General features: G+C 51.4%; 22 protein-coding genes and 2 pseudogenes. 11 read left to right on the top strand and 13 right to left on the bottom strand.

What is annotated here, in order from left to right; genetic code table 11:
* Positions 1 to 2: 2 nt before the first annotated feature.
* The 3 genes from ACA059_RS21455 to ACA059_RS21445 form a co-directional block, all read right to left on the bottom strand.
* Entirely contained in the window at positions 3 to 2,144 is a 2,142-nt protein-coding gene (locus ACA059_RS21455; protein WP_497630897.1) for a DEAD/DEAH box helicase, read from the bottom strand.
* Positions 2,145 to 2,245: 101 nt separating this feature from the next.
* A complete protein-coding gene (locus ACA059_RS21450; RefSeq protein ID WP_497630896.1) occupies positions 2,246 to 3,877 on the bottom strand; it encodes a HamA C-terminal domain-containing protein in 1,632 nt (543 codons plus the stop codon).
* A gap of 410 nt (positions 3,878 to 4,287) precedes the next feature.
* Complete coding sequence (locus ACA059_RS21445) at positions 4,288 to 6,105, bottom strand: hypothetical protein (protein ID WP_497630895.1); 1,818 nt, start codon at positions 6,103 to 6,105, stop codon at positions 4,288 to 4,290.
* A gap of 148 nt (positions 6,106 to 6,253) precedes the next feature.
* Between ACA059_RS21445 and ACA059_RS21440 the strand changes: the two genes are divergently transcribed.
* From ACA059_RS21440 to ACA059_RS21425, 4 genes are all read left to right on the top strand, one after another.
* The gene (locus ACA059_RS21440) at positions 6,254 to 6,520 is read left to right on the top strand and encodes an AbrB/MazE/SpoVT family DNA-binding domain-containing protein (RefSeq protein ID WP_497630894.1); all 267 of its coding nucleotides are present in this window, start codon (positions 6,254 to 6,256) and stop codon (positions 6,518 to 6,520) included.
* Positions 6,521 to 6,760: 240 nt separating this feature from the next.
* Positions 6,761 to 7,021: an antitoxin Xre/MbcA/ParS toxin-binding domain-containing protein gene (locus ACA059_RS21435; RefSeq protein WP_497630893.1), complete on the top strand. Its 261-nt coding sequence runs from the start codon at positions 6,761 to 6,763 to the stop codon at positions 7,019 to 7,021.
* Between the two features lie 598 nt (positions 7,022 to 7,619).
* Positions 7,620 to 8,192, top strand: a complete 573-nt coding sequence (locus ACA059_RS21430; RefSeq protein ID WP_497630892.1) for a hypothetical protein — start codon at positions 7,620 to 7,622, stop codon at positions 8,190 to 8,192.
* Between the two features lie 400 nt (positions 8,193 to 8,592).
* Complete coding sequence (locus ACA059_RS21425) at positions 8,593 to 9,201, top strand: hypothetical protein (protein ID WP_497630891.1); 609 nt, start codon at positions 8,593 to 8,595, stop codon at positions 9,199 to 9,201.
* 90 nt (positions 9,202 to 9,291) lie between these two features.
* Here ACA059_RS21425 and ACA059_RS21420 read toward each other — a convergent pair whose 3' ends face one another.
* The 4 genes from ACA059_RS21420 to ACA059_RS21405 all read right to left on the bottom strand — a co-directional run bounded on the left by ACA059_RS21420 (position 9,292) and on the right by ACA059_RS21405 (position 14,613).
* Entirely contained in the window at positions 9,292 to 9,588 is a 297-nt protein-coding gene (locus tag ACA059_RS21420) for a DUF7693 family protein (protein ID WP_497630890.1), read from the bottom strand.
* A gap of 1,369 nt (positions 9,589 to 10,957) precedes the next feature.
* Positions 10,958 to 12,100: a relaxase/mobilization nuclease domain-containing protein gene (locus tag ACA059_RS21415; protein ID WP_497630889.1), complete on the bottom strand. Its 1,143-nt coding sequence runs from the start codon at positions 12,098 to 12,100 to the stop codon at positions 10,958 to 10,960.
* A complete protein-coding gene (locus tag ACA059_RS21410) occupies positions 12,097 to 12,384 on the bottom strand; it encodes a plasmid mobilization protein (RefSeq protein WP_497630888.1) in 288 nt (95 codons plus the stop codon). The genes ACA059_RS21415 and ACA059_RS21410 overlap by 4 nt, the downstream gene beginning before the upstream one ends.
* A 363-nt stretch (positions 12,385 to 12,747) precedes the next feature.
* A complete protein-coding gene (locus tag ACA059_RS21405) occupies positions 12,748 to 14,613 on the bottom strand; it encodes a DUF7380 domain-containing protein (RefSeq protein ID WP_497630887.1) in 1,866 nt (621 codons plus the stop codon).
* 724 nt (positions 14,614 to 15,337) lie between these two features.
* Between ACA059_RS21405 and ACA059_RS21400 the strand changes: the two genes are divergently transcribed.
* Together ACA059_RS21400 and ACA059_RS21395 are read left to right on the top strand one after the other, a co-directional pair.
* Complete coding sequence (locus tag ACA059_RS21400) at positions 15,338 to 16,480, top strand: polymorphic toxin type 44 domain-containing protein (protein WP_497630886.1); 1,143 nt, start codon at positions 15,338 to 15,340, stop codon at positions 16,478 to 16,480.
* Complete coding sequence (locus tag ACA059_RS21395; RefSeq protein ID WP_497630885.1) at positions 16,461 to 16,859, top strand: hypothetical protein; 399 nt, start codon at positions 16,461 to 16,463, stop codon at positions 16,857 to 16,859. The genes ACA059_RS21400 and ACA059_RS21395 overlap by 20 nt, the downstream gene beginning before the upstream one ends.
* 781 nt (positions 16,860 to 17,640) lie before the next feature.
* Here ACA059_RS21395 and ACA059_RS21390 read toward each other — a convergent pair.
* Together ACA059_RS21390 and ACA059_RS21385 are read right to left on the bottom strand one after the other, a co-directional pair.
* On the bottom strand, positions 17,641 to 18,516 hold the full coding sequence (locus tag ACA059_RS21390) for a hypothetical protein (RefSeq protein ID WP_497630884.1): 876 nt from the start codon (positions 18,514 to 18,516) through the stop codon (positions 17,641 to 17,643).
* A gap of 598 nt (positions 18,517 to 19,114) precedes the next feature.
* Positions 19,115 to 19,384, bottom strand: coding sequence for a short-chain dehydrogenase (locus tag ACA059_RS21385; RefSeq protein WP_150655358.1), 270 nt, complete (start codon positions 19,382 to 19,384; stop codon positions 19,115 to 19,117).
* A gap of 473 nt (positions 19,385 to 19,857) precedes the next feature.
* On the opposite strand from ACA059_RS21385, the gene ACA059_RS21380 reads away from it, so the two are divergent.
* On the top strand, positions 19,858 to 20,076 hold the full coding sequence (locus tag ACA059_RS21380; RefSeq protein ID WP_497630883.1) for a hypothetical protein: 219 nt from the start codon (positions 19,858 to 19,860) through the stop codon (positions 20,074 to 20,076).
* Between the two features lie 120 nt (positions 20,077 to 20,196).
* Here the strand turns inward: ACA059_RS21380 and ACA059_RS21375 are convergent, their stop codons facing one another.
* The 3 genes from ACA059_RS21375 to ACA059_RS21365 form a co-directional block, all read right to left on the bottom strand.
* A complete protein-coding gene (locus ACA059_RS21375; RefSeq protein ID WP_497630882.1) occupies positions 20,197 to 20,982 on the bottom strand; it encodes a transporter substrate-binding domain-containing protein in 786 nt (261 codons plus the stop codon).
* Between the two features lie 210 nt (positions 20,983 to 21,192).
* Positions 21,193 to 21,537 (bottom strand): DUF7079 family protein, encoded by a 345-nt coding sequence (locus ACA059_RS21370; RefSeq protein ID WP_497630881.1) that lies wholly within the window; start codon positions 21,535 to 21,537, stop codon positions 21,193 to 21,195.
* A 211-nt stretch (positions 21,538 to 21,748) separates the two neighbouring features.
* Positions 21,749 to 22,453, bottom strand: coding sequence for a murein L,D-transpeptidase catalytic domain family protein (locus ACA059_RS21365; protein ID WP_497630880.1), 705 nt, complete (start codon positions 22,451 to 22,453; stop codon positions 21,749 to 21,751).
* Positions 22,454 to 22,533: 80 nt separating this feature from the next.
* On the opposite strand from ACA059_RS21365, the gene ACA059_RS21360 reads away from it, so the two are divergent.
* From ACA059_RS21360 to ACA059_RS21350, 3 genes are all read left to right on the top strand, one after another.
* Positions 22,534 to 24,291, top strand: a complete 1,758-nt coding sequence (locus ACA059_RS21360; RefSeq protein ID WP_497630879.1) for a L,D-transpeptidase family protein — start codon at positions 22,534 to 22,536, stop codon at positions 24,289 to 24,291.
* A gap of 195 nt (positions 24,292 to 24,486) precedes the next feature.
* Complete coding sequence (locus tag ACA059_RS21355; protein ID WP_497630878.1) at positions 24,487 to 25,278, top strand: WaaZ-like lipopolysaccharide core biosynthesis protein; 792 nt, start codon at positions 24,487 to 24,489, stop codon at positions 25,276 to 25,278.
* Between the two features lie 166 nt (positions 25,279 to 25,444).
* Positions 25,445 to 25,840, top strand: coding sequence for a hypothetical protein (locus ACA059_RS21350; protein WP_497630877.1), 396 nt, complete (start codon positions 25,445 to 25,447; stop codon positions 25,838 to 25,840).
* A 41-nt stretch (positions 25,841 to 25,881) separates the two neighbouring features.
* Here the strand turns inward: ACA059_RS21350 and ACA059_RS21345 are convergent.
* A pseudogene (locus ACA059_RS21345) lies at positions 25,882 to 26,076 on the bottom strand (LysR substrate-binding domain-containing protein); the annotation flags it as partial.
* Between ACA059_RS21345 and ACA059_RS21340 the strand changes: the two are divergent.
* Positions 26,060 to 26,588, top strand: a pseudogene (locus ACA059_RS21340) (aldolase); the annotation flags it as partial. The pseudogenes ACA059_RS21345 and ACA059_RS21340 overlap by 17 nt on opposite strands.
* Positions 26,589 to 26,594 lie beyond the last annotated feature (6 nt).

Below are 26,594 nucleotides of genomic sequence, written 5' to 3'. Positions count from 1 at the left end.
CACTACATTTCGGCAACCGCCCAACTCATCAAGTTCTTTTCAAAGCCGGTCAGCTGAAGGCGCTCCACTCGTGGAGCCAATGCCCGGAGTTTCGCCAGCAAGTCGTTCAGGTGTTCCGACGGTAGGATCAGGCTTTTGATCTGCGTCGAGATCTGAGTGGGGATCCCGTATTCGTCTAGGGCAGTGAGTAGAGGGTCGAGGAACATGTTTTCAAGCTGCTCAGCAAAGAAGCTGAAATCACCCGGTTCGATCCCTTTTTTGCCCAACACGTCGGCTTGAATCTTATTGACCGCCATGATGTCCCGAGGCAATCGGAAGCACACCATGTTCCTGATAAATTTCAGGCGCAGGTTTATGGCTTCGCTCGCGGTGTCATCGCTGCGCCGATTGGCCACCGCGTCTTTTAGGTAAGCGGGCAGGTTTTTCTGGTTTCGGAGTTCATTGATGTGCCAGGCCAGCTGCGAACTGGACGATATCAAGTAGTCCATCAGGTTATTGCCTTCAAGGCTATAAACTAGGTCACACAGGTAGTTGAGCTGGTAGGGCTCAGGAATACCTTTCCAGCCCAGCAATTTTCGGCTGTCGGGCAGGTCTCGGATGATGGTTTCGGCCACCTCGACTTGCCGTTCAATAGAAATGTGCCGGTTTTCGATCAGGGTTGCCGGTGACAGAATAGGGTTGGCATACGCTTCCTGGAGTCGCCCCCGCGAGATGTCCGTCAGGTACTCGTTTTCCAGTTGCATCAGCAGCCCCATCGGTGAGCTCTCGTCTTGATGGCCGATGGGGTATTCGACTGTGAGGCCTTGCTCAAGGGGCGGCGCTTCGAGCATGAATACCTTGCCAATGAAGTACTTGTTCATGCGTCCAGCGCGACCGGAAATGTTCTTATAGGTGAAGTAGTCGAACGTCGAGATGTTCAGTCGGCGGTCATAGATGATCACATTCTCTGCCGACGTGTTGACGCCTTCTATCATCGTTGAGGTACAGATGATTCGCTTGATGATTCCCTCGTTGAATAGCTTGACGATGTACTGTTGCAGTGCGCGGGGTACTCCACCATGGTGAATCCCAATGCCCAGTGAGATCGCCTTGGCAACGTTCCATTCTGGGTGGTAATGCTTGGAGATCCAGGCGGCGATTTCCTGTAACTCCGGCACTGGGGTCAGTCCAGCTTCCTGGATCAAATGCTCTGCGACTCTGTTGGCACTAGGTGGTGCCTGACAGTAAATCAAGGTAGGGGAGTCCAGAGTCGTGACCAGCTCCAGCAGTTTTTCCTTGCGTTCCTCCGAGCGCATACCCAAATTGAAATTCTGGATGTCGACCGCTACGGTGCTGTAGTCGGACGGGATGAAGTGGTACTCGTAACCATCCAAGCCAGAGATTTTCTGGATGTGCGGCCCGAGCATGTAGAACTGAGCACCAGTCTTGGCGAGCTTGTGGAAGGCCAAGCTCAGATCAATGGCTCGGGTGCTTTCGTCCGTGTCGTTCGCCAGGTCGATTTTGTAGAATTCATCCAGAACGAAGAACTCCACATCAGCAAGGTCAGGACGCTGGATAACTCGCTCCTGTGTGAGGAGGTAGACGTTGGTTGTGTCAGGCACTGTTTCTTGGCTGGGATGCGTGATCAGGTTGAAGTCCTTGAAGCGCTTGACCAAGCGACGACGGGTTTCGTCGATCAGCGCAATGGTCGGAACGATCACGACTACCTTTTTGAATAGTCGCTGTGCCAGTACAGCGTCGATTACGAGGCTCTTTCCGACGCTTGTAGAAGCGCTGAGCACCACGTTTCGGCCTTGCATGATCAAGCTGAAAACGTGGGCCTGCAGATGATGAAACACCATACCCTGTTCTACACCTTCAACCCTGTGAGCCTCGTAAGCCAAGCGGTCAGAAAGCGCCATGGTGCTGAGGTGGGGCGTGATGTAGGGGAATAGTCCGACGGCGCGTACCATGTTGAGCAGCAACGACTGTTCGACTGCGTCGAAAAGCTTGAATTTGTCGAGTGCTCGGATCACTAGGTCGCGGCCTTCCCACTCAGAGTTGCTTCTGTTGACGACGGTGTTGATGGCCAGCAGCACATCGATCGTCGATGCACCCTCATCACCGAGTTTCGCCAGCTTGTTCTTGATCGTTTCGTAATTCATTACCGCATCATTCCTTGAGATCTCCGAGGCCGGGTGACCCGCACGGGATACCCTCACTCTCTAGTACCTTCTGCTGTGCAAACCGAAGAGCAGGTATCAGTTCATGCCTGTAACTCTTCCAGCCTTTCGCAGCGAGCGTTGAAAGCCTTGGTCAGCAGTTCAATGCTTTCCATTGGCACCAGAAAGACCATCACCTTCACCTGTTTGATGTTCTCCGGCAGTTGCGTGGTAAACGTGCTGAAGTGGGTCTCGATCTCTGTCTTGAGGCTGTTTATGTAATCAGCGAGCCAACCTGACGAGAGCGCTTCACTGTCATAGGTCAACAGGATGGGGAAGCAGAGGACATTCAGCATGTCATCGACCGGCGAATTGCGATGCAGAGCCTGGTTGAAGGCATCTGCTTTTGGCTGGTGGTGTAAGGGTTCGCGCAGAGAGATGATGATTTCGCGTTCTGCCGACAGCACAGTTTCTGAGATCGTTTCGTCAAGGACTTCGCAGATTTGCTCCAGCGTCGCATCCATGTCTTTTGGTTCGATCAGGCGAGCAAGACCTAGCCATAACTGATCATCCTGACCAGGTATTTGAACGATATGAGCGTTACCAAACTCCGAAAGCTTGCCGGCGGATTTGTAGAAAACTTTGCACGCAACGGGCTCGCTGTTTTGGCGGCTGCGCAGGATGGCATGGAGAATAAGTTCCGCGATGAGCCTGTCGCGCGGGAGCTCAGTGTCGCTGAAGGCACTGATTGATCGGGCCAGGATCGCTTCGGCGTTGTGGGCGAGTATGTTGACGATCTCGCTCGCCTTGAGGGAAAACTCGGGCAGCCATTCTATGAGATGTCTCGCAAAGTTCTCGTGGCGCCATTTTTTCAGCGAATACTTCACGTCAAAGCCAGAAAATGAATGCAGCAGACCCTCTTCGGTGCTCGCGTGAAATTCGACCAAGAACGGATCCGGGCGCTTCTTGTAAGGTTTGGAGGTGGCTGTTGACTTGTCATCAGCCTCGTCCAAAAGCTTCTTCAAGTGAGCCAGCGCAGGCTCCCGGAGAATGATTTTTGATGCAGCAGCTGTCTTCACGTTGGCCGTGGCAGCCTTGTCGGCCATCTCCAGGAATTCGTCGTAAATTGCCTGCAGCTGGGTGAAGTTGGGCCGGTTTCCAAGACCTTCCGCGAGCTGGGACAGAGCCTTGACATTGACCGCTTCAAGCGCCTCAACATCACCGTATACCTGCCAGACGCAATTTTTCGCCCAGTAGGAGAAATCTCGTTTTTGCGGGGAGGCGAACGTCTTGAATGCCTTTAGCAGTGCCTTGCCTCGGATCGTGGTGGTGTCAGGAAGAACCCGCTTATCCAGCTCTGCTTTGAAGCCTTCAAGTATTTTCGCGACGTCGCGCTTGGTCACGATTCGGAAGTGGGCAAGGCCTGGGCGCACGTCGCATTTCAGTGATTTGTGCAGTAGCGAAGAATCAGCCTTGATACCGTCGAGCGCGATTACTTCTTGCCAATTCCATTTATTGTCACCTTCGGTGGTCTTGACCTGGATGTACTCGTTGATGAGCTCCCCCGAACGGTGGAACACAGCGACTATATCGTCCGCTGTCTCGCATTCCACCTGGGAGTAACAGCTATCTCGGAGCATCCTGAAGATGAAGCTAACGGCTACGTGGTCTTGATACTTGAAGCCTTGCCTTGCCGCAGGCCCACCTTTGTTGGACGGGCTAGAAAGTCGCACCATGACATCCCTGTATCGCAAGAGTTACTGCTCGAAATCGGACGACGACCGCGTGAGCTCCAGCAGGAGTGGCGAGAGGGGAGCGGTGCCTGTAAGTCCGTTCACGCTACCACTAATGGCAATTCGCGACTATCCCTACTTCTGGATCACTGGGCAAGCTTCTGGACAACACGTATGCATCCTTCAGCATTATAAATCGACCGCGTCACCCTGACAGATTGCTCACCAACGGGCAGCACTAGACTTGCCCACGCCTGAGTCGGACATATAAGCAGTGACCTCAATCCGGGGCATCGCACTCTCAGGTTTCGACAAGCTGGGACGCGATTTATCAGGTCAGCTTCAACCAATCCTTGAGATCACCAGCGCAGCTTTGGGCACGTTTTACTAAGAGATTGAATATCCTGAGGCATTCATTCCTGGCAGACCACGCACCCAAAAGCACCAACCTCGCTGCAAGCGGCAAAGAAGGAAGAGAGCAGCCAGTACAATTGAACGAAGTAAGGGTTAGCGGTACTTCCCGCCTGGATGTTCCGGAACTCCTGCTCTACCGCTGCTCTGCTCAGTGATGAGGTAACTATAGCGACCCGTTTGACTGTATGTGGAGCGTTCCGGCAAAACTCAACTGCCGCGTGAGACTGGGCTGCTGTTCCTCGGCATGTGCGAGAAATACCAGTCCTCACTTTATTATTGGTATAGGCACGACCCCACCGCGTAAATTTCTTTCCCATGGCGGTAGCGGGAAGCGAGAGGTTGCCCAGGTTTTTGATCGCCTGGCCGACAGACACGTGGAACGAACTTGCGCCAAGAGACAGTGGCCCATGCTTCGCGTGGTAAAAAGTGATGCGGGGCGAGGTCGGATTTGTCCAAAGACCAATGAAGTCAGCCCATTCCTCACCTAAGTCATCGCACACCATGACGTCGTCTTCTGGAGCAACCGTCGATAATACTGCGCCGAATGTAGAGTCTCGATCGAACGTACGATGCGCAGCCGTGAAGGCTCCTTTCTCGTCCGTGACACCTGCAAGTTCAGCATTGCCGAACAAGTAGCCAAGGAATTGAGTTCCTCCGTTGATCAAGGAGTCATCCTGGTACAGGCTGCCGTCCAAGTAGGCAAAACGAGGCTGGTCGAACAGGACGATGAACGTGTCCTCCTTATCGATGAACTGCTTCAGCAGGGTACGATTTTCGTCCGTGCCTAAAGCGAATTGAGTGTCCTCAACAAAGACATTGGAGAGCATCGGCAGCGTCAGTCGCTTTAGGGCAATTCGTGTTTTATTGATGGCTATCTCACCCACATCGGCGCCTGTGGCGAACTGGGAGACCACCAACTTGCCAGTGGCGGTTCTACCAACCGCCAACACGTCCGTCAGCTCAGCCAATATCGGGTCTACCTCGGCCTTTGCCAGCTCGCGATAGCCAACACCATCACGCCTGACCAAACGAATCACTTTGTCGTCAAAGATGGCTTGCCCAAGGATGGCTGTGTCCACTGCAAATTGGGTAGGCAAAGCAGTCAGATCCGATAGCTCGAGCGGTCGGGCGAAAGCTGCCAAGAATGGAGAAGACGAAGGCCTTCCGGGTCGAGGATGCAGACGGTCAATAATAGTGCAGGCGTAATCCACCAACTCCTGGTAGCCAGCACGATCCGCTCGAAGTGAAATCCGGCCGGTTCGTGGCGTAGTTGAGAAGTGCTCATCCGCCTCAGTGAAGCTGTAACCCAGAGGGGCAAAACGAGCCGAGGAGGCCATGCCCACGTTGTTCTGGAGATTCTCTCCCTCGAGTGTCTTGCTTCTCAAAGCGAAGCGAGACAGCGTCATATGCCGCAGCCGAACCCGGGCGAATACTGAATCCTTGCTGGTCAGACCACGGTCGACGTCTTGGGCGCCGACGCTCTGAAGATGGCGCTTGGAGAAGTCCGGAGTGACGTCGATCTGGGACTTGAAGATAGCTACGTGGCCACGGTGTTCGACAATCAGTAGATACCCTGTAACCCGGTCGATCACCTCGTCCGCGCCAGGCAGGAACGCCGGGGTCTTATCGAACTGGAAGCACAGCGCAGACCAGATTGCGGCCCCTTGGGGCTGACGGATGTAGGAGAAAAAGTTGTTCGAAGGGGACGTTTGAGCGCCCCTAACTGCTCTGAACAGGGCGGTAATCGCAACTGCTGTGATCGAAACTTTCTGACGGTAGAAAAAGCAAGATTTACTGGCTTGAAGCTCATCAATCATGTCCGTGTCCCTACGAAAACAGGATCGCAATATGGAGTCCGTATGGCTAGAACCGTAGCCTATTGCCATTATGGCGTCTAGATGACTACGGTGGTTGCTTTAGTCCATTTGGTGCCCCGACATTTCTTCAGTGAAATGCCTAGCTACTATGTATAGAGCTAATCTCGTAGGTTTCCATATGCCTTCCGCAACCCTTATATCTCGCGGTCGAATCACAATCCCTGCTCAGGTACGCGATTCGCTCGGCCTGAAGCCAGGAGATCGAGTTCATTTCTTTGAAATTTCGGATGGCCAATTCGCGATGGTTGCGGCCATTCATTCTGTGCAAAGCCTCAAGGGCATGATCCGGAAGCCAAAAATCCCCGTGAGCGTAGAGGACATGAATGTGGCCGTTGCCGCGCCCATTGCTAATTAGGCTTGCTGCAGATGCTTACAAATGGGGATGGCTATTACGCCCAGCACACGGATCCGAGCCATGAGTGTTGAGTATCAGTCCGCCCCCAAAATACTGGGAGATATCTGGACAGCACTGCGATTGCCGTCTCTCGAAACGAAACTACACGAGCTGGTGCATCAGGGGCTTCCTTTAGAGTTGCTCGATCAGATAGCGAGTCTGTTGTAGATGCCGCGAACAAATATCTGAAAGGCTATATGTATGTCGCCCACAACGCTTGCGCTTAGGGCAGAAGCAGGTCGTTTCATCACCGCTGAAAGCGATCGCGTGGTGGCATTGATAGCTGTTTACGAAGCGACGCTTTCCCTGTTCGAGAACGATGCCGTCGCCTCAAAAATACGGATGAGCTCTCAGGTTCGTGGGCTTGGTTCGAGGCGTCCGTTCGATATCTTGGGGACGAGGGTGGAAACGACCGAGGTCTTAGATCTCATTGGTCGATTGGAGAGGGGAGTGCTTGTGTAATGCGGAAGGAGTTCTGTGAAGCACGAGCAATCCTGTCCTGCTATCGCTCCTTCGAGCCTTTAGGCTCGGCTAAAAAAGCCGGATCCCTCTCGCTTATCTCACGAATTTTTTGAGAACTAGGCGACTAGCTATCACTTTCTGTCGTATTTCCTCTGGGTCAATCGACATGCCGCCGTCGGGTGTCACTCGAAGAGACTTCAAGTCGTTCAGAGCCGCGATGAACGCGCGATCCCTTGCTTGCTCTGCACATGACCTTTTGTCGCGACAAACGAATCCTATGAATCGACCTAACCACGTCATTCCACGCTCCTCTTTTCTTGATCCGTGGCTGCATTTTCGACGATGAGCGCGAAAAAAGCCCGACCATTTTCTATCGCGATTTTCCGTGGGAAGACCTAAGCGCGCTGTGGATTGCGAGTATGCCAACAGCAGTGAAAAGCTCGTTGCATATAAGCAACGAAGCGCGATCTCTCCCGCATACGAGAAAAGGCTAGTCGGCGCCTGAAGTTATATTTATTTTCGAGTTGAGCTCAAGGTTTTTCCCTTTCTATCCGTTTCTAATAATGAGCACAGATTCAATCATCAGGAGAATTTACAGGTGGATGTGATTATTAGACCGAAGTATGAAATAAGTGAGGAGTTTCATAGGGTAAAACACCTCAACGAATTCTATGAAATATCGATAGGCACCATGGATGGTGAAATCATCAAGATAACGCTCGACGATTTCGCTCAGTCTTTCAATGCAAAGCAAGCGGCCGAGGTAGCCAGGTGCATTTTTGAGGTGCTTTCGACCATGAAGGAAACCCGACTATCTCACTCCTCTTCCCTAGACGGTGCTCCATTGAACGAGTACGAAAAGGTATTCAACAAATTTGTTCCAGGAAAGTCTGGACGGTCAAAACAAAATTTATTGAAGTCGTGGGATCAGAAAAATTGTCTTTACATTGCTGCTGGCGTGTTTATTGAACCAGAGGCAATGCTTGGACTCCTACACGACGAGAATGCGAGATACGATATAACCATCGCAAGTGCGACTGGAGAAAGGCTTGAAATGCGACTCGGTATGTTCGCCATGGAGTTTACCGAGCAACAGGCACTGTGGATGTGGTTTCATCTGTCGCTTGCTGCTGATTGCTTGGGGCAGTACACATGGAGAGGTGATAATTAATTTTTAGCTAGCGATCACGCCTACGTTTGTATAAACGGAAGATTCGCTGTTGATTTCATAGCCGAAGAACAGTTCGGGGTCTACTGATGTGTAACGTAATTTTGTACTCTGTAACGCTGCTTACGTTACAAAGCACAAATTACGTTACAGCCCCCAAGAATGCTGGGGCGTACGCAGGCAAGCGGAGCGCGCAGGCGTGAGTATGGACGCCCGAAGGGCCGAGACGTCGCCTCCGGCGAGTGGCTCGGTGCACGACAGCCGTCCCCAGGGGAACGCACAATCCCATTCGTTCGGATAAAAGGCTATCAATTCAACCCAAGAAAAATATTTCACTTTTTTGCTAAAGTTTTTCCGCAAAGCATCCGTTGTTATTTTTATCAACAAAGAAACGGTGAATTCTGTGGGCAAGACTGAAATGCAAGCACCAACATTTTTTGCAGAGCACGAGTTCATTTGTTGGCGCGGACGGGAATATGACGAGCTTTACCCGTGCCAGGTTTCCAGGCAGAGCGATCAATACGTCGATGTACAATTAGACATCATGCCCATTCGATTTGCCGACGGAGTAGCGGAAAATCTCGCGCGCTGTCTTTACGATGCGGTACTCATTACTGTAGGAAATATCGCAGGATTTGTACCAACACCAGCCGAACGTGAGAGTATTCTTGAAAGGACATATCGAAAAAGAATATCTGGGGACTGGAGTTACTCGGCCGAAGGTAGGGTCAACTGCATTGAGACAAAAGAACAAGTCTATGTTGTCGATCTAACGGGGGATGGTTGCGGCGAAATTGAAAAGGTAGCGGTATATACGATTGATAACGGTGGAGTAGCACTTGTTTTCGATTTCATGTCCTATTCGTTCAGCATGCACGACGCCGTGTGGTTTGCTAACGCTCTGATGGGAGCCATCGGGCGTGAACCCTTGGACGCCTTAGAGACAACAAGCAAAAGCTGCAGGCCGATGGCTGGTTTATACCCGTCTGAAATCTGTGTGAATGCTAGGTGATGCGGGGAGAACCTGGTTAAGCAACCCTTACGACATTGTGGCTCGACCTGCTGGTTACGGGGTGTGGTCGAGCGCGATCAAGATGGCGGATCAGATTTGATGAAGCAGCTCCTCTAGTTGGCGATGTTCGCTAGGAGACAGGAGCTCAATTGGATCTGAGACGTCGCGTGAAGAGAAATCGTATTTTCGACCATCTGGGCTGTAGCAACTGTCGCAGTAGTCCAAGTCACCGCAGTCGTTAAAGAGTGTGATCACCCAGCCGTCAACGTCAATGGTCATCAGACCGCAGTAAATTTCGTTCCAACTGGCCGTGGTGATGCGGCGCATAGAGCGTGTAGCCGTCGAAGCATCACGCAGTATTTCGTAGACTTCTCGAACTGTGAGCATTTGTGCAACCTGGTAAGCCTTGATGGGGGAAGGTGATGGTTAAGGTCGTCGCACGAAATGCTTCAGAGCATGACGACTTGCGATCACCCGCTCCTGGATTTCTTGGGGATCTATCGACATGCCACCTTCCGGCGTGACTTGCAGAGTCTTCAAGCCATTAACCGAAGCGATGAACGCCCGCTCTCGTGCTTGCTCAGAGAGAGATCTCTTGTCTCGCCATAACCATCTCATGCCTTTTCTCACTGCTTCGATGTAGTGAGAAGCATCTTCGGTGATGAGCAGAAAAATGTCGTGAGCTTTTTTTGGGCGTCCGAAATTTTTCAGAGAGCGCCTGCTAGCAGCGGGGCGGCACCAAGGCAATCGAAACCGAACAAACAAATAATTTTTTTGTCAAGCCCTTGAATTAAAAAAAAATAAACGGAGCTCTTTTATTTGTTACCAAAAAAAAGCAAAGATCCTTCAATTCGTTACTTGCCAATGCTCAGATGAGATTTATTTCGGTGTGCTCTTAAAATCAAAAGATAGCCGCGACTTACGTCGCAAAAAAACGAGCATCATTGGTTGTGGTAGCCCTTGGCCGCACCGTCCTGCCAATCAATGTTAGGTAAGAGTTGAAAGTCTTTCGCGTAATGCTTGTTCTACCGCCGATGCGGAGATTCTGCATGATCGTTGTCTATGCGTATTTGCTGTAATTATCGAGACTAAATGCTTGAAATTCTGTGTTCAATAGGTTCTATTTCGAGTTTGCCAAGAATGTATTCCACATAGTAAGTGTCGTAGCTAGACTCCTTTGCAGTAAATGCACTACCGAATATTAGCTCAGAAACCTCATAATGGACTCTACAATCTTCATTACTTCTATTTGTTGGCCGGTGAATTTGATGAGAAAGCTTATGTTCCTTCGCCTGAATTCGTAGTAGTGGACTCGGGTAACTGTTTCTTGCTCTTCTTGCTCTTCTTGCTCTTCTTGCTCTTCTTGCTCTTCTTGCTCTTCTGGATCTTTTCGAGCTAATAATAGATTTAACACTTGCTGCTATGTGGATTGTTCCCCAGATTGGTATTTATGAGATTTGAAAATCAATAAGAATGTCCAAAGTGTCATGAGTCAGCAGTTAAATCTACCGGTATAAGTAGTAGTCTTTATGAGATACGTTCCAAGGAGACCATTGTAACCAATAGGCATGGCTTTGATGAGGTCAGGCAAGTTTCAGCTCGTGATTATGAGTTGACTAACAAGTTCGAGTGTTCACAATGCTTCCACAGATGGAGTCGTTCGGACATTAAGCATGGATGGTTTTGGTAAATAGTAGTTGCCCGCATCATGCGGGGTTCGACGCTAGTTTGCTGTCAAACTACTACGTTAAGTACATCAGATAGTATGTTTTATGGGGTCTAATTCGAGTGTTTTCCCTGGGGTGTACTCGATGTAATACCTATCCACGTTAGATTCTTTTGCAGAAAAGCCATCGCCGAATACCAAGTCGATCAGTTTTAGAATGGCCTCGATCATCTTTTTGATTTCGATCTGTTGGGCGGTGAATTTGATATAGAGTCTGGTGTCTCGGCGCCGGAACTCGTAGAAGTAGATTCTGTAAGTTCTTTCTTGTTCTTCTCTATCTCGTCTTGCAATTTCGTCCTGAAGATCTGAAATGGTTTCTGGGGCATACGATATTCCTTCTTGCGTTATTAGTTTGTGCCATGTCAATCGTGATCGTTTGAGTTGTCTGCCGCTGATATGTTTGTTGTCAAACTCATAGGTAATGCCTTTGGGTTGGCCTGCATCGTTAAGCGTAAGGTGTATGTATACCCTCTGTTTCCTGAGCAACCTTACGAAGTCGAACATGTCGCCGTTGATGGTGTTGGCTTGCTCGATGGCGCCGGCAATCTTTGCGATCATTCGGTGCTTGATCGGTAGATCGTTGTCCTTGATAGAGGCTTTGACTTCGGCGTGGGTGAGCGCGGTGCCCCATGTTTCTGATGGGCGTGGGGCTTTGCGCAGGCCGAACATGTCTTCGATGTCAGAAACTGAGTCCATGCTCGTACTGCGCTCATTGCTGTCTTTTACCATTGGGAATCCCTCATCGAGAGAGATGCGGTTTGCGACGATGTGGACGTGCTCGTGATCCTTGTCCCTATGCATTACAGCGACGTATTTGTTGTTTTCCGGAAACCCCTGATCGACCATGTATTTCCTGACTGCTGTGAGCCACTGATCTTGAGTTAACGACTCGCCGGGGCGTAACGAGAGCATGGCGTGAAAGACCGGCTTGATTGGTTTATCAGAGTCCAGGGACATGCGCCTAAGGATCTCCACTTGATCAAACTCGTTTACCATCTCCAATACCTGGTCTTCACTACCTGATTGCAAGGCGGGGAGTGGGTCGGTGGCGATGCAGTTGGAGTCGACGGTCAGGATTTGGCTGATGGCATGGTCGTGTTTAGTGCAGCCATAGATGTAGCGAATGCGCTTCTTAAAAGACCCTGCTGACTTTGGGAAGATTTTACCAATCATGCTGCACCTCCAGCGTTGATCTTGGCGATGTGCTTCACTTTATCTAACAGCTCAGAGCCAGGTTTTTCGGCATTGATCATTGACACTAGATTCATCAACTCACGAGCGATCTGCACGACGTCAGCGCTGACTTTAGTCTTTGGCTTGCAGTTGACTATGTAATCGCGCACGAAAGCGCCAGCGGCCTTGTAGCCGGCTTCTTGCACCTTGGCTTCAATAATCTCCCGCTCAGACTTACTAAGTCTGATGATAAGAGTGCCTTCTTTCCTTTCTTTAGTTTTCATTTTGATTCACCTTTTATTATTGTTATTGGCGCAACACACGGAGTGCTGTGAGTGGCTTATTTAACTAACCTCTGCAGGGGAGTTGGTTCCGTCTATCATAGACACAACTGGCTATAAACAAGCTCTAAGTTAATTATGCAAATGGAGCAAAGGGGGTGGCCAGTAATTTGTTGGTTCTTTATAAATTACTTTGTTGTATGTTTAATGTTCTGCAAAGTGTTAATGCGAAATCGCAGTGCGTGAGTGTGAAATCGCAAGCACATAGAGAGAAATCGCATAGAGTGTGTGTGGTTTCGCAATGGAAGTGTGCGAACTCTCAGTGGCGTATTGTGAGTTCGCAATAGGAGGGAGTGGGTTTTGCGGTTAGTGGGTTGCTTCTTGAATCGCTCTAGCTACGTGTGGCTCCCAGTGTTTGATGAGGGGGGCGCATGTGATATGAAACATTAGCCAGCATGCGTATATGCAGGAGCTGTCATAACAATGTCCCGCCGTTAGTTTTCCATGTGCCATCTCATGCCTTAACATAGGCCCGCCCTTCAAATTGAAAAGCAAGTGGATCATGTAGGTGATGTCAGCGCCGAAGGCTTGCTCAAGCTCTTCTTGACGATTTGAGTACATCTGACTCAGCGACTGATCTTCTTGCGTAAGGTCTGTGTTAAGTTTTGCGGTATTAGATCCGCGATTATTCAATACGTATCTTAGTGAATTCTCTAGTTGTGGAATCAATGTGTGTACTGCAGTAACCATGTCGCCCTGAATCAGTCGGGCGAAGCCAAGGGCGAAAATTGATTCATGCCCTGGTGGCACAAAAGCACTGTGCTGGACAATAGGCTCCAAGTGTCTTTCATCAATAGTTTGATAGCTAGACATGGTCACACAAGCGGGTTTGATAAACGCCTCGGCTTCAATATGATAATGGAAACCAACTTCCGTAAGGCTCTCGTGATCAAACCATTCTTCAGATGGCTTATCAGCGAAATTTGCGGATGGTGCTTGCGCTATTACTTTCCCTTTTTCGTCAGAGTAGCTCTTACCCATTATTGATGAGAGAAAATATTTGTTCTTTTTTTGTAGGCAGTTCTTGTGAAGAGCTATTTTTTCAGGAGGGCGCGAGCTGAAGGCTAAACGAAAAAGCATTTCGTGAACTTCTAGCTCTTCAAATTTGTGAATGGTTGCCTGGCGCTCTTCTGTCAAATCAATAGGTATACTGAACTCACCTAGCTCTGATAGTGACGCATCTTCATATTGCTGTAGCTCTTTTTTGAGTTCGTCTATCCGCTCCTGCATACCTCCAATCGAGCGAAGCTCACCAATAGCATCTCTTGTCCACGATGCTTTAGCCATTGCCGATCCGATTGCGTCGCGCATTCTTAATGTTTGCTCGACCGCGTTGATCTTACATTTGGTTGAGGCTTCTTTGTCGTCAAGTTTAGAGTAGGAATGAGCCGCGTGAAGCCAAATTCTTTTAACTGCTTCAGCATATTGCTTATCTTTTGCAGCAGTTGCCATTGCCTCAGCTTCAATAGCTATCTCTCCCCACTCCAACAGCCCGTAAGACTGGCCGAGAGACGAAAGTCTATGGAAGGCTATTAGGTTCAGATTGTCTTTAGCTGTTTTATATGTGAGAACAAATATTTCTTTGGCGCTGTTTGGAATGTTTTTTCGCTTGCCAGTTGAGGCGTAAATAGCGAATGCTCGCTCGATAATATCAACTACTTTAGATGGTACTTCAAAGTCGGATTCATGTTGGTAGAGAAGTTCTTTATTAAAGAAGGACTTCACCGCATCCAAGTATGAGCTTGAGGCAAGCTCCGCCATCTTATGAAGCTTTCGGCTGCTGTACCAGCAACTATCAGCAACTCGTGCTCGAAGCAACGGATGGTCGATCTGTCCGGCGATCTCAGTAAGAATTTGCTGTTGCTGACCCATGTAATCGCTGGGTATTAGCGACCTCCTTCCATCCATGATGATTTGAGGTGTGAAGGCATCTGCACGGTTGGGATTGAAGTGATAGCTGCAGATGACCGCCAAGACACTGTACGCTCTAACCGCTGCGTCATCGTCAATTTTCTTAGATGCCTGGGCAGCCTCTTGGAATGTTTGCTCAAGCGTGTGGAAGTGCAGCGAATTGCTCATAGCGAGTATTGATGCGGGTTTGATGTGGACGAAATCATCCAATGTCGCCACCTCCATCAACGGTTGCTTTTCTTCCTGATCCTTGTCTGCCACGTGCTCACTCTCGGCCATTTTGGTGGGCTTAGCTTATCCCAAATCTTGATGATGGCTAGGTGCCAAAGGGTAGGAGAGACAGGGAGATCTATGGGTAGTGCCAGTCGGTAATCCCAGGGTTGGGGTGCACAAAGAGCACTGTCAAGTCCAACCAGTCTGCTCAATAGATAGCGAGAGAGGTGCGCAAGAGGTATAAAGTGGTGAACATAATTCGTACACGATCTTGGTTTTGGCCAATGAATACGGCTTATAAGATCCAATCCATCATCGGGGCGACGGAGAATCGGCGGGAGAGCGGGGCGGGTGTGGCGGTGATTGGGGGCATTGGCGGTTCTGAGATGGGTGGGGCTGGGAGGTGGGGAGTTTATCAGGATTGGGGGTTGCAGGGTTTAGGCGAGGCTTACTGTGATTGTTCAGGAGATCTGAGCAACGGCATGGGAGGAAATCGACTGGATCGCTACGAATAAATAAATCCTCATTTTTCAGTGGAGGCGCCAGCCGGGTCATCAGAAACGGACAACATTGATCCCGATTCGCGGAAAGCGATCTGCCATCATTCAACGCACCGTACCAGAGCGGTTATCATTCACCTCATCAATGACATGGAGCAGGGAATCGAAAGTGGCTTTTAGAAGTTTCCCTGCAGTCAGCACCTGGACTTCCCAGTAATGTGAAGCTGCCCCCAGCCTCAGGCCGGGATTCAAAGATGTATCAAGGACGACGAATGATCTCTTCTGCACGACTGGGCGATAAGCATGTCTGCCCATTACCGGGACACGGCACTACGCCCATTGCCTCCGCCAGCGCTGACACGAACATTAACTTCATGGGCTCGGCCCGTGTTGGTGATACCTGTGGCTGTGGCGCTGTTATCACTACAGGGTTTCCTTCCATTCAAGTGAATGGGCGCCCCATGGCGCACTTGGGTAGCCCTACCAGCCATGGTGGAACCATCATCACCGGGTCAGGCGATGTCGGCGGTGGTTTTGTCATGGGGGCCGCTCCTGGTGCATCAATCATCAACTTTGCCGTCATGGGGGCAATCCGCCCTGATGGCTCCGTGGATGAAGAACGCATGGCAACCCTGCTGGCTGATCCGAAGCTGACAGACAAGGCCTCTGCTGCGAATGCTTTGGTAGACCCTGCTGCTCAGGCAACCCCACCTCCCGGACCTAAAGCAGAAGGGAAGAAAACGGAGCCTGTCGTTTGCAAAGACCCTGACTTAATGGAAGAGGTCGCGAGTTACATTGCTGGTGAAATGAACCGCAACATTACTCACCCGTCAGTGTTGAAGATGAAGAAGCTCAACAGCTTTGACGCTGCTACTGAATATAAGAAGCTTCAGCAAAAGGCTTGGTATGTCCGCCTGTCTCCGCCCAACTTCGAAGCCATGGAACTGGGGAACAAGGGCGCCGCGATGGCCCTTTGGGCAGAGCGGGTTGGCCAGAACAGACCGTGGGATCACAAAGTTACGATAGGAGAACAGTTTGGTGGGCCTTGGCAGAAACAGGGCAAGGTTGATTATTTCTATGACATCTGGTCGAACGTACATTACGGATATGTCGGCATGGCGGGAGGACTTTCCGAAGGCGTTCTGCTGGATGGCGCCGGCGTTGAACAGATCGCCTCGGACTCCATCCGCAAAATTCAAAAGTGGGATAAAAGACAGGGACCGCACCGGTCGGCAGACATCGAGGGGATGCGGGCGTGGGATGATATTGGAGACAGAGTGTCTATCAGCATCGGCGTCAAACTCTACAGGCAGCACCCAAACGGCGGGATAACAGCGAAAATGTTGATGAACGAAGTGTTAGCTCTACCGCGCTCAAGCTGGGGGGATGGCATCCGTGACCACATCTGTAAGTAAATCCCGCCCGCGGCATATCTGGCGCTGGCTTATCATGCTGTTCCTGGCGCCCATCATCTTTTGGTATTTCGCTACGCCTCAGGTGAATTTCTACTTTTCCGAGAAAGGCCAGGGTCGTCTTGGCTACATTTTGAATGTCCAGCACGACATCTCCAAGGGCGAAATTTACCCCGGCGAAGTGACTGGAGGTCCAGGTCACATCTTCCCTGATAAGAAGTTTTTCATGGAGTTTGACTGGAACAACGGAGGCAAATCTCACTGCATTCGCGTCAAACCGACATGGCCTAATACTGACATTTACATCGGTCCACAGGGTGAGATTGATAGCCGCACGGACCATCGCCGCATTGAGCCGTGTGGGCCATTGCCGAAGGGTTAACAAGTCTCGTCCGGGGGTAAATAAAAAAGAGGGCCATATCCAGTTTAGATGTGCCCCTCTTTTAGAAACTAAAGGAGATGGATTTGTTTTCTATGAGAAAAATAGATCCATCCCCTTTGGTTATTTGGTTGCTCTCTTTCTCTCTAGAGTCAACCTATAAAAATTCAACCAAAACTAATATGAGTTGCCGCCAATGTTTTGAACTCGGTGGACTTCATGACCTTGTCAAGGTTGGTCGCGTTAGTAATTAGATAATCTACGATCTGCTTTAGCTTGTCACTGATCACGTTCTTTCTCATACTATTCAAAATATCTCCTGCATTTTTTTACAGTATTGATTAGACAGCACAACATGTAGTTCGGGCCGATAAAAAACGATCAGCGCTTGCACAATATTATCGTCACCCAACTTTTCAATAAATGAATCATACACGGGTCTTCCAGCGGGAGACACTCCTGAGTTGTATGAAACGCCATTTCCTACCCTGCAAATCAGAATGGCTCGAATAATTTTCTCTCTCCGCTCATGCGGAATGTCAGCCTCATTCACAATATAGCTGAGCAATTTCCTTGCCGGAGGGACCTCGTTGTAAAAGTTGTCCCAGCTATTGTGGGTTGATAATAATTCATCGACAAGCTCATCAATAACTATGACCCTTGCCTCAAGCGATTTATATTTGCTCCAGTAAGCCTAGTGATGGGCAATATAAAGTGTTTTGACAGGCTGTTATCGGTAAAAAGCAGCCCCTTCAACGCGGCTATGTGGCTCGGGACGATTCAGCTATCGATAGAAAGCGAACATCGACCGTATAAATAATGGTGCGCACTGCCGATGCAGCTTGTCACTAGAAACAAAAAGAGTGCAGAACGGAAGGTAGTAGAGATAGGCAATATCCACCTTGTGACTTGCCCGAGTGCTCGCTACCAAGTTAGCGCCCACGGCGATACTGAAAAACAACTCAACCCGCAGCACATGAGCCGCATATGGAGCAAACGTTCGCAACGGTGGTTTGCGTTTGCGCTTCCAGCGCTCTTTTACATGACGTCGCATGGAAGACGGAACATCTAAAACTTCGAGTGCTGCGTCGAAGCGGGAGGGGGTTTTTGTTAACCCATTGAGGAATTGTTCAGCGAGGTTGATTGCTGAGTCCAGTGTCTTGCATGTTTTTGAGCTGATACCGAGCTGTTTCATGGCGCGCTCAATTACCGTTAGATCTATGTTTTCAACCTGACGACGCCACTCTCGGGCATAAAGACGTTCAACGTCGTAGAACCTGCCGTCCTGCCATCTTTGAAATGCTTCGGCTTCAGGCGTGATCTCTGCAATGGCTCCCTCCTTATTATCGCGTACGACTCGACGCATGTTGGCTAGAGGTATTTGTCCGTTCATTGGGACGTGATTGCCAAGTAAGTCCTGAATGCAGAGGTCGTGATGAAAGTAACAGGGGCCGCCGCTCATTTGAGGCGTTTTTGCGGCAATGATCCCAACCTCATCCTCAGCAGACTTTCCAGCCCTTGGTGTTTTCCCCAAATCTGCCAAGGTCTCGATGAAAAATAGGGGCGCAATAACGGGATAAAAAAAATTGTCGAACCAGACCGACTCGTCAGTGCTTAACGCCTGCAGAAAAGACTTATCGAATAAAGTGATTGGCCCCAAGATCGACTCCTTCTGTTGGTTTGAATAGCCCCCGGTCTCAAAGACACCTATGAGTGGCTGTTTCCTATAGCGGTCCTTCAAGCAATTTATATTAGCAATCGTTAGGCTTGCCTGCCGTGACCGCGAACTATAGCGGCACGCTGATCGAGGATGGGGCAAAAATGGGGCAAACCTTAAGCCATTCAATGCCAATCATGTATTTATGCATACGTCCAAAAAGCGTGCTGAAACCCCGAAAAAACGTGAGGTTGGGGCTCACAACCGAAATACTCCAGCACAATTGGCGTATGGTCCGTTGGTGAAGTACCGGCAGTGCCCTGTCAGGCAGCAATTGCAGCTTGCTTAGAAATTGCTACAAAGCGAAGAAGTCGCAGCGGATTAACCAGACTGGATGGGGTGTTGGAGGACTGCTAGACCCAATCCATTATCGGGGCGGCGGAGATAGGGACGGGTGTTGGGAACACTGGGCGTCTATCAGGATTGGGTTTGCGGGACTTAGGCGAATCTTGCAACAGTTCTTTAGCGTGTGAGTGAAGGAAGTCGACAATTCAGAGAAATAGGCCAACGGGGCGTCCGAGGAGGGCGCCCCTTTGTGACGTCAGGACGGTTCAGCATCCATACGTCTGGCAATGACATCCAACACATCGCAGCCATCGCGCAAGGGTATGCAGCAAAGCATTGCGAAGTCGCTGAGTATCACCGAATCCGTAGTGATGTCGCCGCGCATCGCGAGGTTTTCCAGGATCTGCGTTACCGCGCCAATTCGGTAGCGTGCGGTGCTGAGCAGTGAGTGCAGCGGTTGGGTGGTGTTTACATACAGCGAGGGAAGGTCGTCGGCGTTGCTGGTTAAAGCCATAAACTCTTTCATGTGAAGCTCCATTAATTTGAGAAAACTACAACTCAGTCGTCGCCAAACGAATGGGTGGTAGCCGTACGCGGGTTGGCGAACCGGGCAATGGAGAAACCGGCAGACCCTAAGGTCTCCCGCGCACAGCCACCATAAAACAGGCAGCTAAGTGCGTTCCGAAACGCTCTGAAAATACTCGAAGGTTTCAGTTCAATTGCCTCGAGTCGCCAAACCCGACACGCCATTTTGGCGCTGGGTGGACTATAGGCCTCGGGACAAAAGCACAGCAATGCGCAAGTGTACGGACAATTCCCAGAGTCGTGTAGGACGTTGCTCTTTTGACAGTTTGTCTGGGGAACACCCTTTTTTTGCCTCAAGCAACCAGTACCTGAACCAACGCTGTCGCCCAGCAAAGTTTCATAATTCCTGATGAGCTTGCGGCATAGGATGACTACCTATGGTCACTGCGCTTCCAACCCACAGGAAACTGAAAAATGATCTCGAACCTCTTCAAAATCGCTCTGATCGCCGGTGCGTTGCTATTGAGCGCCTGTTCGGGTGCAAGCACCCATAGCGAATATTCGGAAGCCACCCTGCCGTCTGCCGGTTTTGGTCCGGGGCCTACCAACAACCCCAATAAGATGAATTTCCATGGCAGTGCGCTCGGCAACAGCTTCGGCGAGTACAGTTCGGGGTTGCTGCACGACGATTAACGGCGGAAGTGTTTCCGCCGTTTTGCGTTTTGCCTGATGTGCCGTGTGCTTTGGGTTGGCGACTGCTGCGCAGTCGGACGCAGGCTTCGCCAGCTGCTACAGGGGTTGTGTATGCGGCGGTTATTTGGGCTCGGGTGTTGCTATCCACTGACCCAGAACTTTTTGGTAGTTGCCTGTGACTTTGGCCAGGTGCAACCACTGATCGACGTACAACTTCCAAGTCATGTCATCACGCGGTAGCAGGTAAGCCTTTTCGCCGTATTGCATGAATTGCTTCGGGTTCACCGCGCACAAACCGGGTTTGAGTTTCTGCTGATACAGCGCTTCCGAGGCGTCGGTGATCATCACGTCAGCCTTCTTGTCCAGCAGTTCCTGGAAGATGGTCACGTTGTCGTGAAGGCGCAATTGCGCCTTGGGCAGGAAGGCGTGAACAAAGGCTTCGTTGGTGCCGCCGGCCGGTTCGACCAAACGAACCGAAGGCTGGTTGATCTGCTCGACGGTCTGGTACAGCGCCTGATCTTCGCAGCGCACCAGCGGGATTTTGCCGTCGACGTCCAGCGTGGTGCTGAAGAAGGCCTTTTTCTGGCGCTCCAGCGTGACGGAGATGCCGCCGACGCCGATGTCACATTTGCCCGCGAGCATGTCGGGCATCAGGGTTTTCCAGGTGGTCTGCACCCACTCGACCTTGACGCCGAGGCTGTCGGCCAGCGAACGGGCCATGGCGATGTCGATGCCCGAGTATTCGCCGTCTTCGGCTTTGACGGTATAGGGTTTGTAGTCGCCTGTTGTGCACACGCGCAGTTGGCCCTGTTGGATGACGCTGTCCAGATGCGATTGCTCGGCCTGAGCGGCAAACGATAGAGCGAGCAGGCCACCGAGCATTAGTGTGCTTTTTAGGTTGTTCATTGTTATCCGGCTTCCATGATGGAGTGGGGGCTGAGAGTACTTACTTTCTGCTGCACCGCTCAACATCATCCTGGGTTTTCAAATCGGTCTCGATTCCCAACCGGTATTTGCAGTAGTCGATAATCCACGCTCGTTGCTCTTTTGTCAGGCGTTGCGCTTTTCAGAGACTCATCGGGGGAATAGGTTGGGGCAATGGATAACACCTGAAGCTCATAAATACTCCAGAATTTCCTTCCAGACATATCCGTAGCTATAACGCAGCCAAGCGATTTTCAGTTTCGCGAAGGTGCGACGAACCCGACTCGAGGCTCGTGCGCTCAACGTTTTTTCGATTTCACTCAATAGCCAGTCATCCTTGAAGCCCGTCCAGATGGGTGGAACGGCCACTTCCAGGTTCCAGTAACAGACCGGTGCGACTTCTGTGTAAAGGATGTCTTCCACGGATTTTAAGTCGTATGGCCGAATTTGCTCGGCGATGTAGGCGTAGTCGACCGGGTTGTCTACAAACGCCTTAGCCAGCGCTATGCGTACGCTCGCTTTCTGTTCCGGGGTCAAGTCCAAAGCTCCTTTTGGCTCGTCTTACCTGCTTCACTACCGCCTGCGGATTGTGAGCTTTATTCGTGTGAATGTGGCGGCTGAAATAGGGGCGAAGGCGCAGCAGGTTTTCCCGCTGATGCGTCTGCCGACGCTACCTCGAGGCATGATAGGGATTCAATGAAGGGGACGTAGCGTTACGAAGAAGGGCGACCGTAAACAGTCGCCCTTTTTATGAACTTTTATTGGACTTCGACGCATCAGCCACAGTGCCGCCACCGCAATTGATATACGAAGACGACTTCAACCAGCGTTGATCCGGATAGTAAGAAAACAACAACTGTCCATCTTTCATCGAATCAATCAACTTATGCGCAATCGCCGGCCGCACAGCCGGACAACCCAGGCTTCTACCGATTCGGCCATTCGCTCGGGCAAGCACCGGACTGACATAAGGCGCCCCATGAATAACGATCGCCCGCTCAAACGCATTGTCATTGAAGCCAGGCTCCAATCCTTCCATGCGCAGGGAATAGCCATTCTGTCCGACATAGCTCGACTGGGTGCGGTACAAACCGAGGCTGGTGGCAAAGCTTTCATTCTGGTTGGAGAACTTGACCGCCATGTTCTCGCCGCTGTTGCGACCGTGGGCAACCAGTTCGTGGAACAGTAATTTACGTTTCTTCAGATCGAACACCCACAACCGTTGTTCGGTCGAAGGCAATGAGTAGTCGATGACGGCAAGTCTTTGGACAGGTGCTTTGCCTTGGGCCAAGCTGCATTGGGTGGCGCGTACGGCCAGTCCAATGACTTTGGCGTTAGCGCCCGGTGCTGCTTTGAGCAGAGCGGCTTCAAGCGAATCGGCGTAGGCTGCCGGTACCGAAACTGACGTCAGCAGCAGGGCCGTGAATAGAAAGCCAAAGCGGTCTAGCGCCATATGTAAGTCTCACATTAATGTTTCGAGTCTAGCAGTGGGCAGGATGCTAGCCGTTGAATACGGGAGATTAAGGATTATCCATGGGGCAATTAACAAGGTTATTCGTCATAAGCCGCATATTTTTTATGGGCTTTCTGATCAGTGGCGCAGCTATTGCAGAAAATTCGCCGATTGAGGCGGTATCTGCAGTCATCAGCAGAACTGGCGCAGCACCTGACGATTTCGTCGCTCAAACGATTCAGGCGGCACTTGAGCCATTGAGTTCATCGTTTCCACCCTTGCTCACTTCCCGTGGCCATCAACGGGTGGATCCGAGTCGCGTGGTCATGGATTTTTACATGCATCGGGGTTATCGCTCGGCCTGGGCGAACGACAGCGATGTCATCCAGTTATTGAAAAGCCTGAGCGAGACCCAGGCCGATGGGTTGGACCCAGCGGACTTTCATATTGATGAGTTGGCGAACGCCAGAGCGTCGATGCAGGCAGCAGAGCCGACGGTGGCGCAACGGGCGGCGTTCGATATCGCGGCCACCCGGACCTTTATCACGGCGCTGCTGCAGTTGCGGCGCGGCAAGGTTGACCCTTCGCGTCTGGACATCCATTGGAATTTCGACCCTGTCGGCGCCGATCCTCGTGGAGACATGAATAACTTGTTCGCCGCACTCGATGCTCATGACGTGGCGCGCGCTTTCGCCGAAGCGCCACCACAAGAGGCGGTTTACCGCAGCCTGCGCGTGGGCCTGGGCCAACTGCGCAAGGTTCGGGACGCTGGCGGCTGGCCGAAGATTGCCGAAGGCCAATCGCTGAAGCCAGGCATGGATGACGCCTCTGTTGCGCAGTTGCGAGCACGTTTGGTGGCGGGTGGTTATCTGGCCCCATCCAAGAAGCAACGCACTGATTACGACGACAGCGTCGCCGCGGCGGTGAAAAAGTATCAAGCCGAGCAATACCTGGGGGCGGATGGCGTTGCGGGGGCCGCGACACTGGCTGCGTTGAATGTGCCCGTAGAGGCGCGGATAGACCAGGTTCGGGTGAACATGGAACGTGCGCGTTGGTTGCTGTTCAAACTTCAGGGCACTTTTGTCATCGTTGATATTGCGGGTTACAAGGTGGCGCTTTATCGCGACGGTAAGGCGATATGGCGTTCCCGGGTTCAGGTCGGTAAGCCGTTCCGCAGTACGCCGGTGTTTCAATCCGAGATTACTTACGTAACGTTCAACCCCACCTGGACCGTGCCACCGACCATCCTCATCAAAGACATGCTGCCCAAGATTCAAAGAGATCCTGGCTACCTTGCCGCCAACCGTATTAGAGCCCTTGATCGAGAGGGTAATGTGCTCGATCCGTCGACCGTCGACTGGGATAACGCGCGCGGTATCACGCTGCGACAGGATGCCGGGCCGGATAATTCGCTGGGGCAGGTGGTCATTCGGTTTCCCAATGACTATTCGATTTACCTCCACGACACGCCGCATCGCGAGTTGTTTGCGCAATCGCGCCGTGCCACCAGTTCAGGCTGTATACGGGTGGAGAACCCGCTGCAGTTGGTAGAGCTGCTGTTCAACGACCCGGTTCGTTGGAACAGCGCCGGGATACAGGCTCAACTGGCGAACGGCAAGACCGAAAACATCAGGCTTCCCGTCAAGGTGCCGGTGCTGTTGGCTTACTGGACGGTGGACCTGAGTAACGATGGTCGAGTGATGTTCAAACCCGATGTCTACGGGTACGATTCCGCGGTACTACGGGGGTTGAATCTGCCTTCGGAACTGCCCGTTCTGGATGTGCGACGAGCAGGAACTTCCGCTGTTGCGACGGGGCAAAACCGGCAATGGCCGTGAAGGACGCGGGACTTGCTATCCGTATGTAACGGGCAGGTCATCGATGCACCAACGGTGCAAGCGCTCTGCGTCAACCTTTGCGCTCCGTCGCAGATTCCGGGGTTGGCGAAGCCAAAAGGTTGGCTCACCCGTTGAAAACTATCACAATGCAAAATATGTCACCGATCATCGATGTGAAAGGATAGGAAATTGAAGATGGATGTTGCGCAAAAAAAACCGTCACTCAACACAGGTATGCTTGATGTGCATGACCTCGATGAGTGCCGCAACATCCAAAAAGGTGCCGTGTTTATCATTGCCTCGGGGGCGTCCGCTAAAGATTTTCCGCTGGAAAAGTTTGCAGACGTTCCGATGATCACGATGAACGGCGCCATTTCCATGTTCTCCGGGACAGGTATCAAGCCGTTCTTTTATGCCTGTACGGATCAAGGCTTTTCCCGACAGCAACCCGAACTGTTTTCAGAGGCGATGCGCATCAGTCAGCGGGTTGCGCTGTGGCAAGAGCACATCTGGCATACGACGGTAGCGCCTGAGGGCGAACTGTATTTACTCGGCCGAGCGCCCAAGCTCTCCTGGACGGACCTGGTTTTCAGGGCTGATAAAGAACTCGTCAGAAGTCGCAAACTCGGAACTGGTCGCAATAGAACCCTTGGTTTCAGCAAGAACCTTAAACGCGGTTTTTTTGATGCCCGTACCGTGGCTTATCTGGCTTTGCAGATTGCGTATCACGTGGGGTTTACCAAGGTGTTTCTGGTAGGCGTTGACTTGAATCAGTCTGTGAGTCGTTTTTACGAAGAGGCCGGCACGTTCGCGTCGCCGTGCCTGCTTGATCAGCATTTTTATACGAGAATCCTGCCGTCGTTCGAGATCTTGTCGAAGTACGTCGTGGATGATGATTTTCAGGTCTACAACTTGTCCAGTTCCTCAAGGATTCCGGGCGAACTCATTCCCCGAGTGACGCTGGATGAGATCGACAAGATTATCTAAAGGATGTTTGGGCTTTATTGAAATGGGCGCCCTCGGGGCGCCCATTTTTGTGTGTGCGATTTATCGACGGTCAACCGTTCGGCACTTGCGTCGGATCTGCAAATAAGCGTCGCCTAAGCTTTGATTTATCCGGACATTCTTCCGGAACTTACAAGGAAGGTGTGGCATGACTTTATTAAAGTTCGGCGCGTCGATCCTGATGGTCTGTCTGGCAGGCTGCGTCACCACCAGCAATTATGAGCCGCCGTCGGTGCCGGCATCGGCGGTAACGCTTGATGATGGGCAAATCACCAGCACGTTAGTGGGCAAGAAGTTCTATGGCACCACCAGAGAAGGCAGTCATCCGTACTCAATGAGTTTTGCTCCAAACGGAGTAGAGATGTTCGAGATGGCGCCTTACAAGCCCGAAAAAGAAAAGTGGACATTGAAAGACGGCGTTATTTGTATCGAAGCAAAAGGGTACCCAACCGAATGCAGCCAAGTGAAGGTCGCCAATAATGAGTATTGGTTTGTCGACCCAAAGAACGGGAGAGTCAACGGGCATTTGAAGCTCAAACCTTGATGGGGTTGGTCGTCAAATATTCGGGGCTCGCTGAGCCCCCATTATTGATTCCCTACAGCTCCTAACTCCTCCCGCAAAAACTCCACCAACGCTCGTTGCAATCCGGTCAGCGCGCCCTCTCGGCTGACCAACGCCAACTCGGTCGGCGGCAGTTCGGGCAGGTCGGTGCACACGCTGTGCTCAGGCAATACCGCCGAAGCGGGCAGCACCGACACGCCCAGACCAGAAGCGACTGCGTTCTATATCCACGCTCGACTGCACAAACAGCTGCCGAGGGTGAAAGTAGCGTTTCACACGCATATGCCTCACGCCACGGCGCTGTGCCTGCTGCAAGGCCCGCCGCTGTTGTGGCTGGGGCAAACGGCGTTGAAATTCTACGGCCGTACGGCCGTACGGCCGTACGGCGGTGGACGAGGACTACAACGGTCTGGCGCTCGACGAGTCTGAAGGCGACCGGATTGCCAGCGTCATGGGCGATGCCGACATTCTGTTTTTGAAGAACCACGGGGTGATCGTCGCCGGGCCATCCATCGCCGAAGCCTGGGACGATCTGTATTACTTGGAACGTGCCGCTCAAGTGCAGTTGATGGCGATGGCGACCCAGCGTGAACTCAAGCCCGTGCCCCATGAGATTGCCCCGCGGGCCTATGAGCAAATGCGCCTGGGGGATGCGGAAAGTGCTTGGGCGCATTTGCACAGTGCGATGCGGCGGCTAGCCAAAGGACATTTGCCCCATACCCCCCCGTAGACTAAG

Source organism: Pseudomonas sp. LBUM1647, from assembly GCF_059716175.1.
This window is presented reverse-complemented; position numbering and strand designations above follow the sequence as displayed.

What these genes read in the sequence shown, in the direction of transcription:
- ACA059_RS21445 (WP_497630895.1), bottom strand. Translation starts at nt 6,105, where the DNA reads ATGATTGATGAGCTTCAAGCCAGTAAATCTTGCTTTTTCTACCGTCAG.
- ACA059_RS21440 (WP_497630894.1), top strand. Translation starts at nt 6,254, where the DNA reads ATGTATAGAGCTAATCTCGTAGGTTTCCATATGCCTTCCGCAACCCTT.
- ACA059_RS21435 (WP_497630893.1), top strand. Translation starts at nt 6,761, where the DNA reads ATGTCGCCCACAACGCTTGCGCTTAGGGCAGAAGCAGGTCGTTTCATC.
- ACA059_RS21410 (WP_497630888.1), bottom strand. Translation starts at nt 12,384, where the DNA reads ATGAAAACTAAAGAAAGGAAAGAAGGCACTCTTATCATCAGACTTAGT.
- ACA059_RS21420 (WP_497630890.1), bottom strand. Translation starts at nt 9,588, where the DNA reads ATGCTCACAGTTCGAGAAGTCTACGAAATACTGCGTGATGCTTCGACG.
- ACA059_RS21365 (WP_497630880.1), bottom strand. Translation starts at nt 22,453, where the DNA reads ATGGCGCTAGACCGCTTTGGCTTTCTATTCACGGCCCTGCTGCTGACG.
- ACA059_RS21400 (WP_497630886.1), top strand. Translation starts at nt 15,338, where the DNA reads ATGATCTCTTCTGCACGACTGGGCGATAAGCATGTCTGCCCATTACCG.
- ACA059_RS21455 (WP_497630897.1), bottom strand. Translation starts at nt 2,144, where the DNA reads ATGAATTACGAAACGATCAAGAACAAGCTGGCGAAACTCGGTGATGAG.
- ACA059_RS21360 (WP_497630879.1), top strand. Translation starts at nt 22,534, where the DNA reads ATGGGGCAATTAACAAGGTTATTCGTCATAAGCCGCATATTTTTTATG.
- ACA059_RS21385 (WP_150655358.1), bottom strand. Translation starts at nt 19,384, where the DNA reads ATGAAAGAGTTTATGGCTTTAACCAGCAACGCCGACGACCTTCCCTCG.
- ACA059_RS21380 (WP_497630883.1), top strand. Translation starts at nt 19,858, where the DNA reads ATGATCTCGAACCTCTTCAAAATCGCTCTGATCGCCGGTGCGTTGCTA.
- ACA059_RS21375 (WP_497630882.1), bottom strand. Translation starts at nt 20,982, where the DNA reads ATGAACAACCTAAAAAGCACACTAATGCTCGGTGGCCTGCTCGCTCTA.
- ACA059_RS21355 (WP_497630878.1), top strand. Translation starts at nt 24,487, where the DNA reads ATGGATGTTGCGCAAAAAAAACCGTCACTCAACACAGGTATGCTTGAT.
- ACA059_RS21350 (WP_497630877.1), top strand. Translation starts at nt 25,445, where the DNA reads ATGACTTTATTAAAGTTCGGCGCGTCGATCCTGATGGTCTGTCTGGCA.
- ACA059_RS21450 (WP_497630896.1), bottom strand. Translation starts at nt 3,877, where the DNA reads ATGGTGCGACTTTCTAGCCCGTCCAACAAAGGTGGGCCTGCGGCAAGG.
- ACA059_RS21415 (WP_497630889.1), bottom strand. Translation starts at nt 12,100, where the DNA reads ATGATTGGTAAAATCTTCCCAAAGTCAGCAGGGTCTTTTAAGAAGCGC.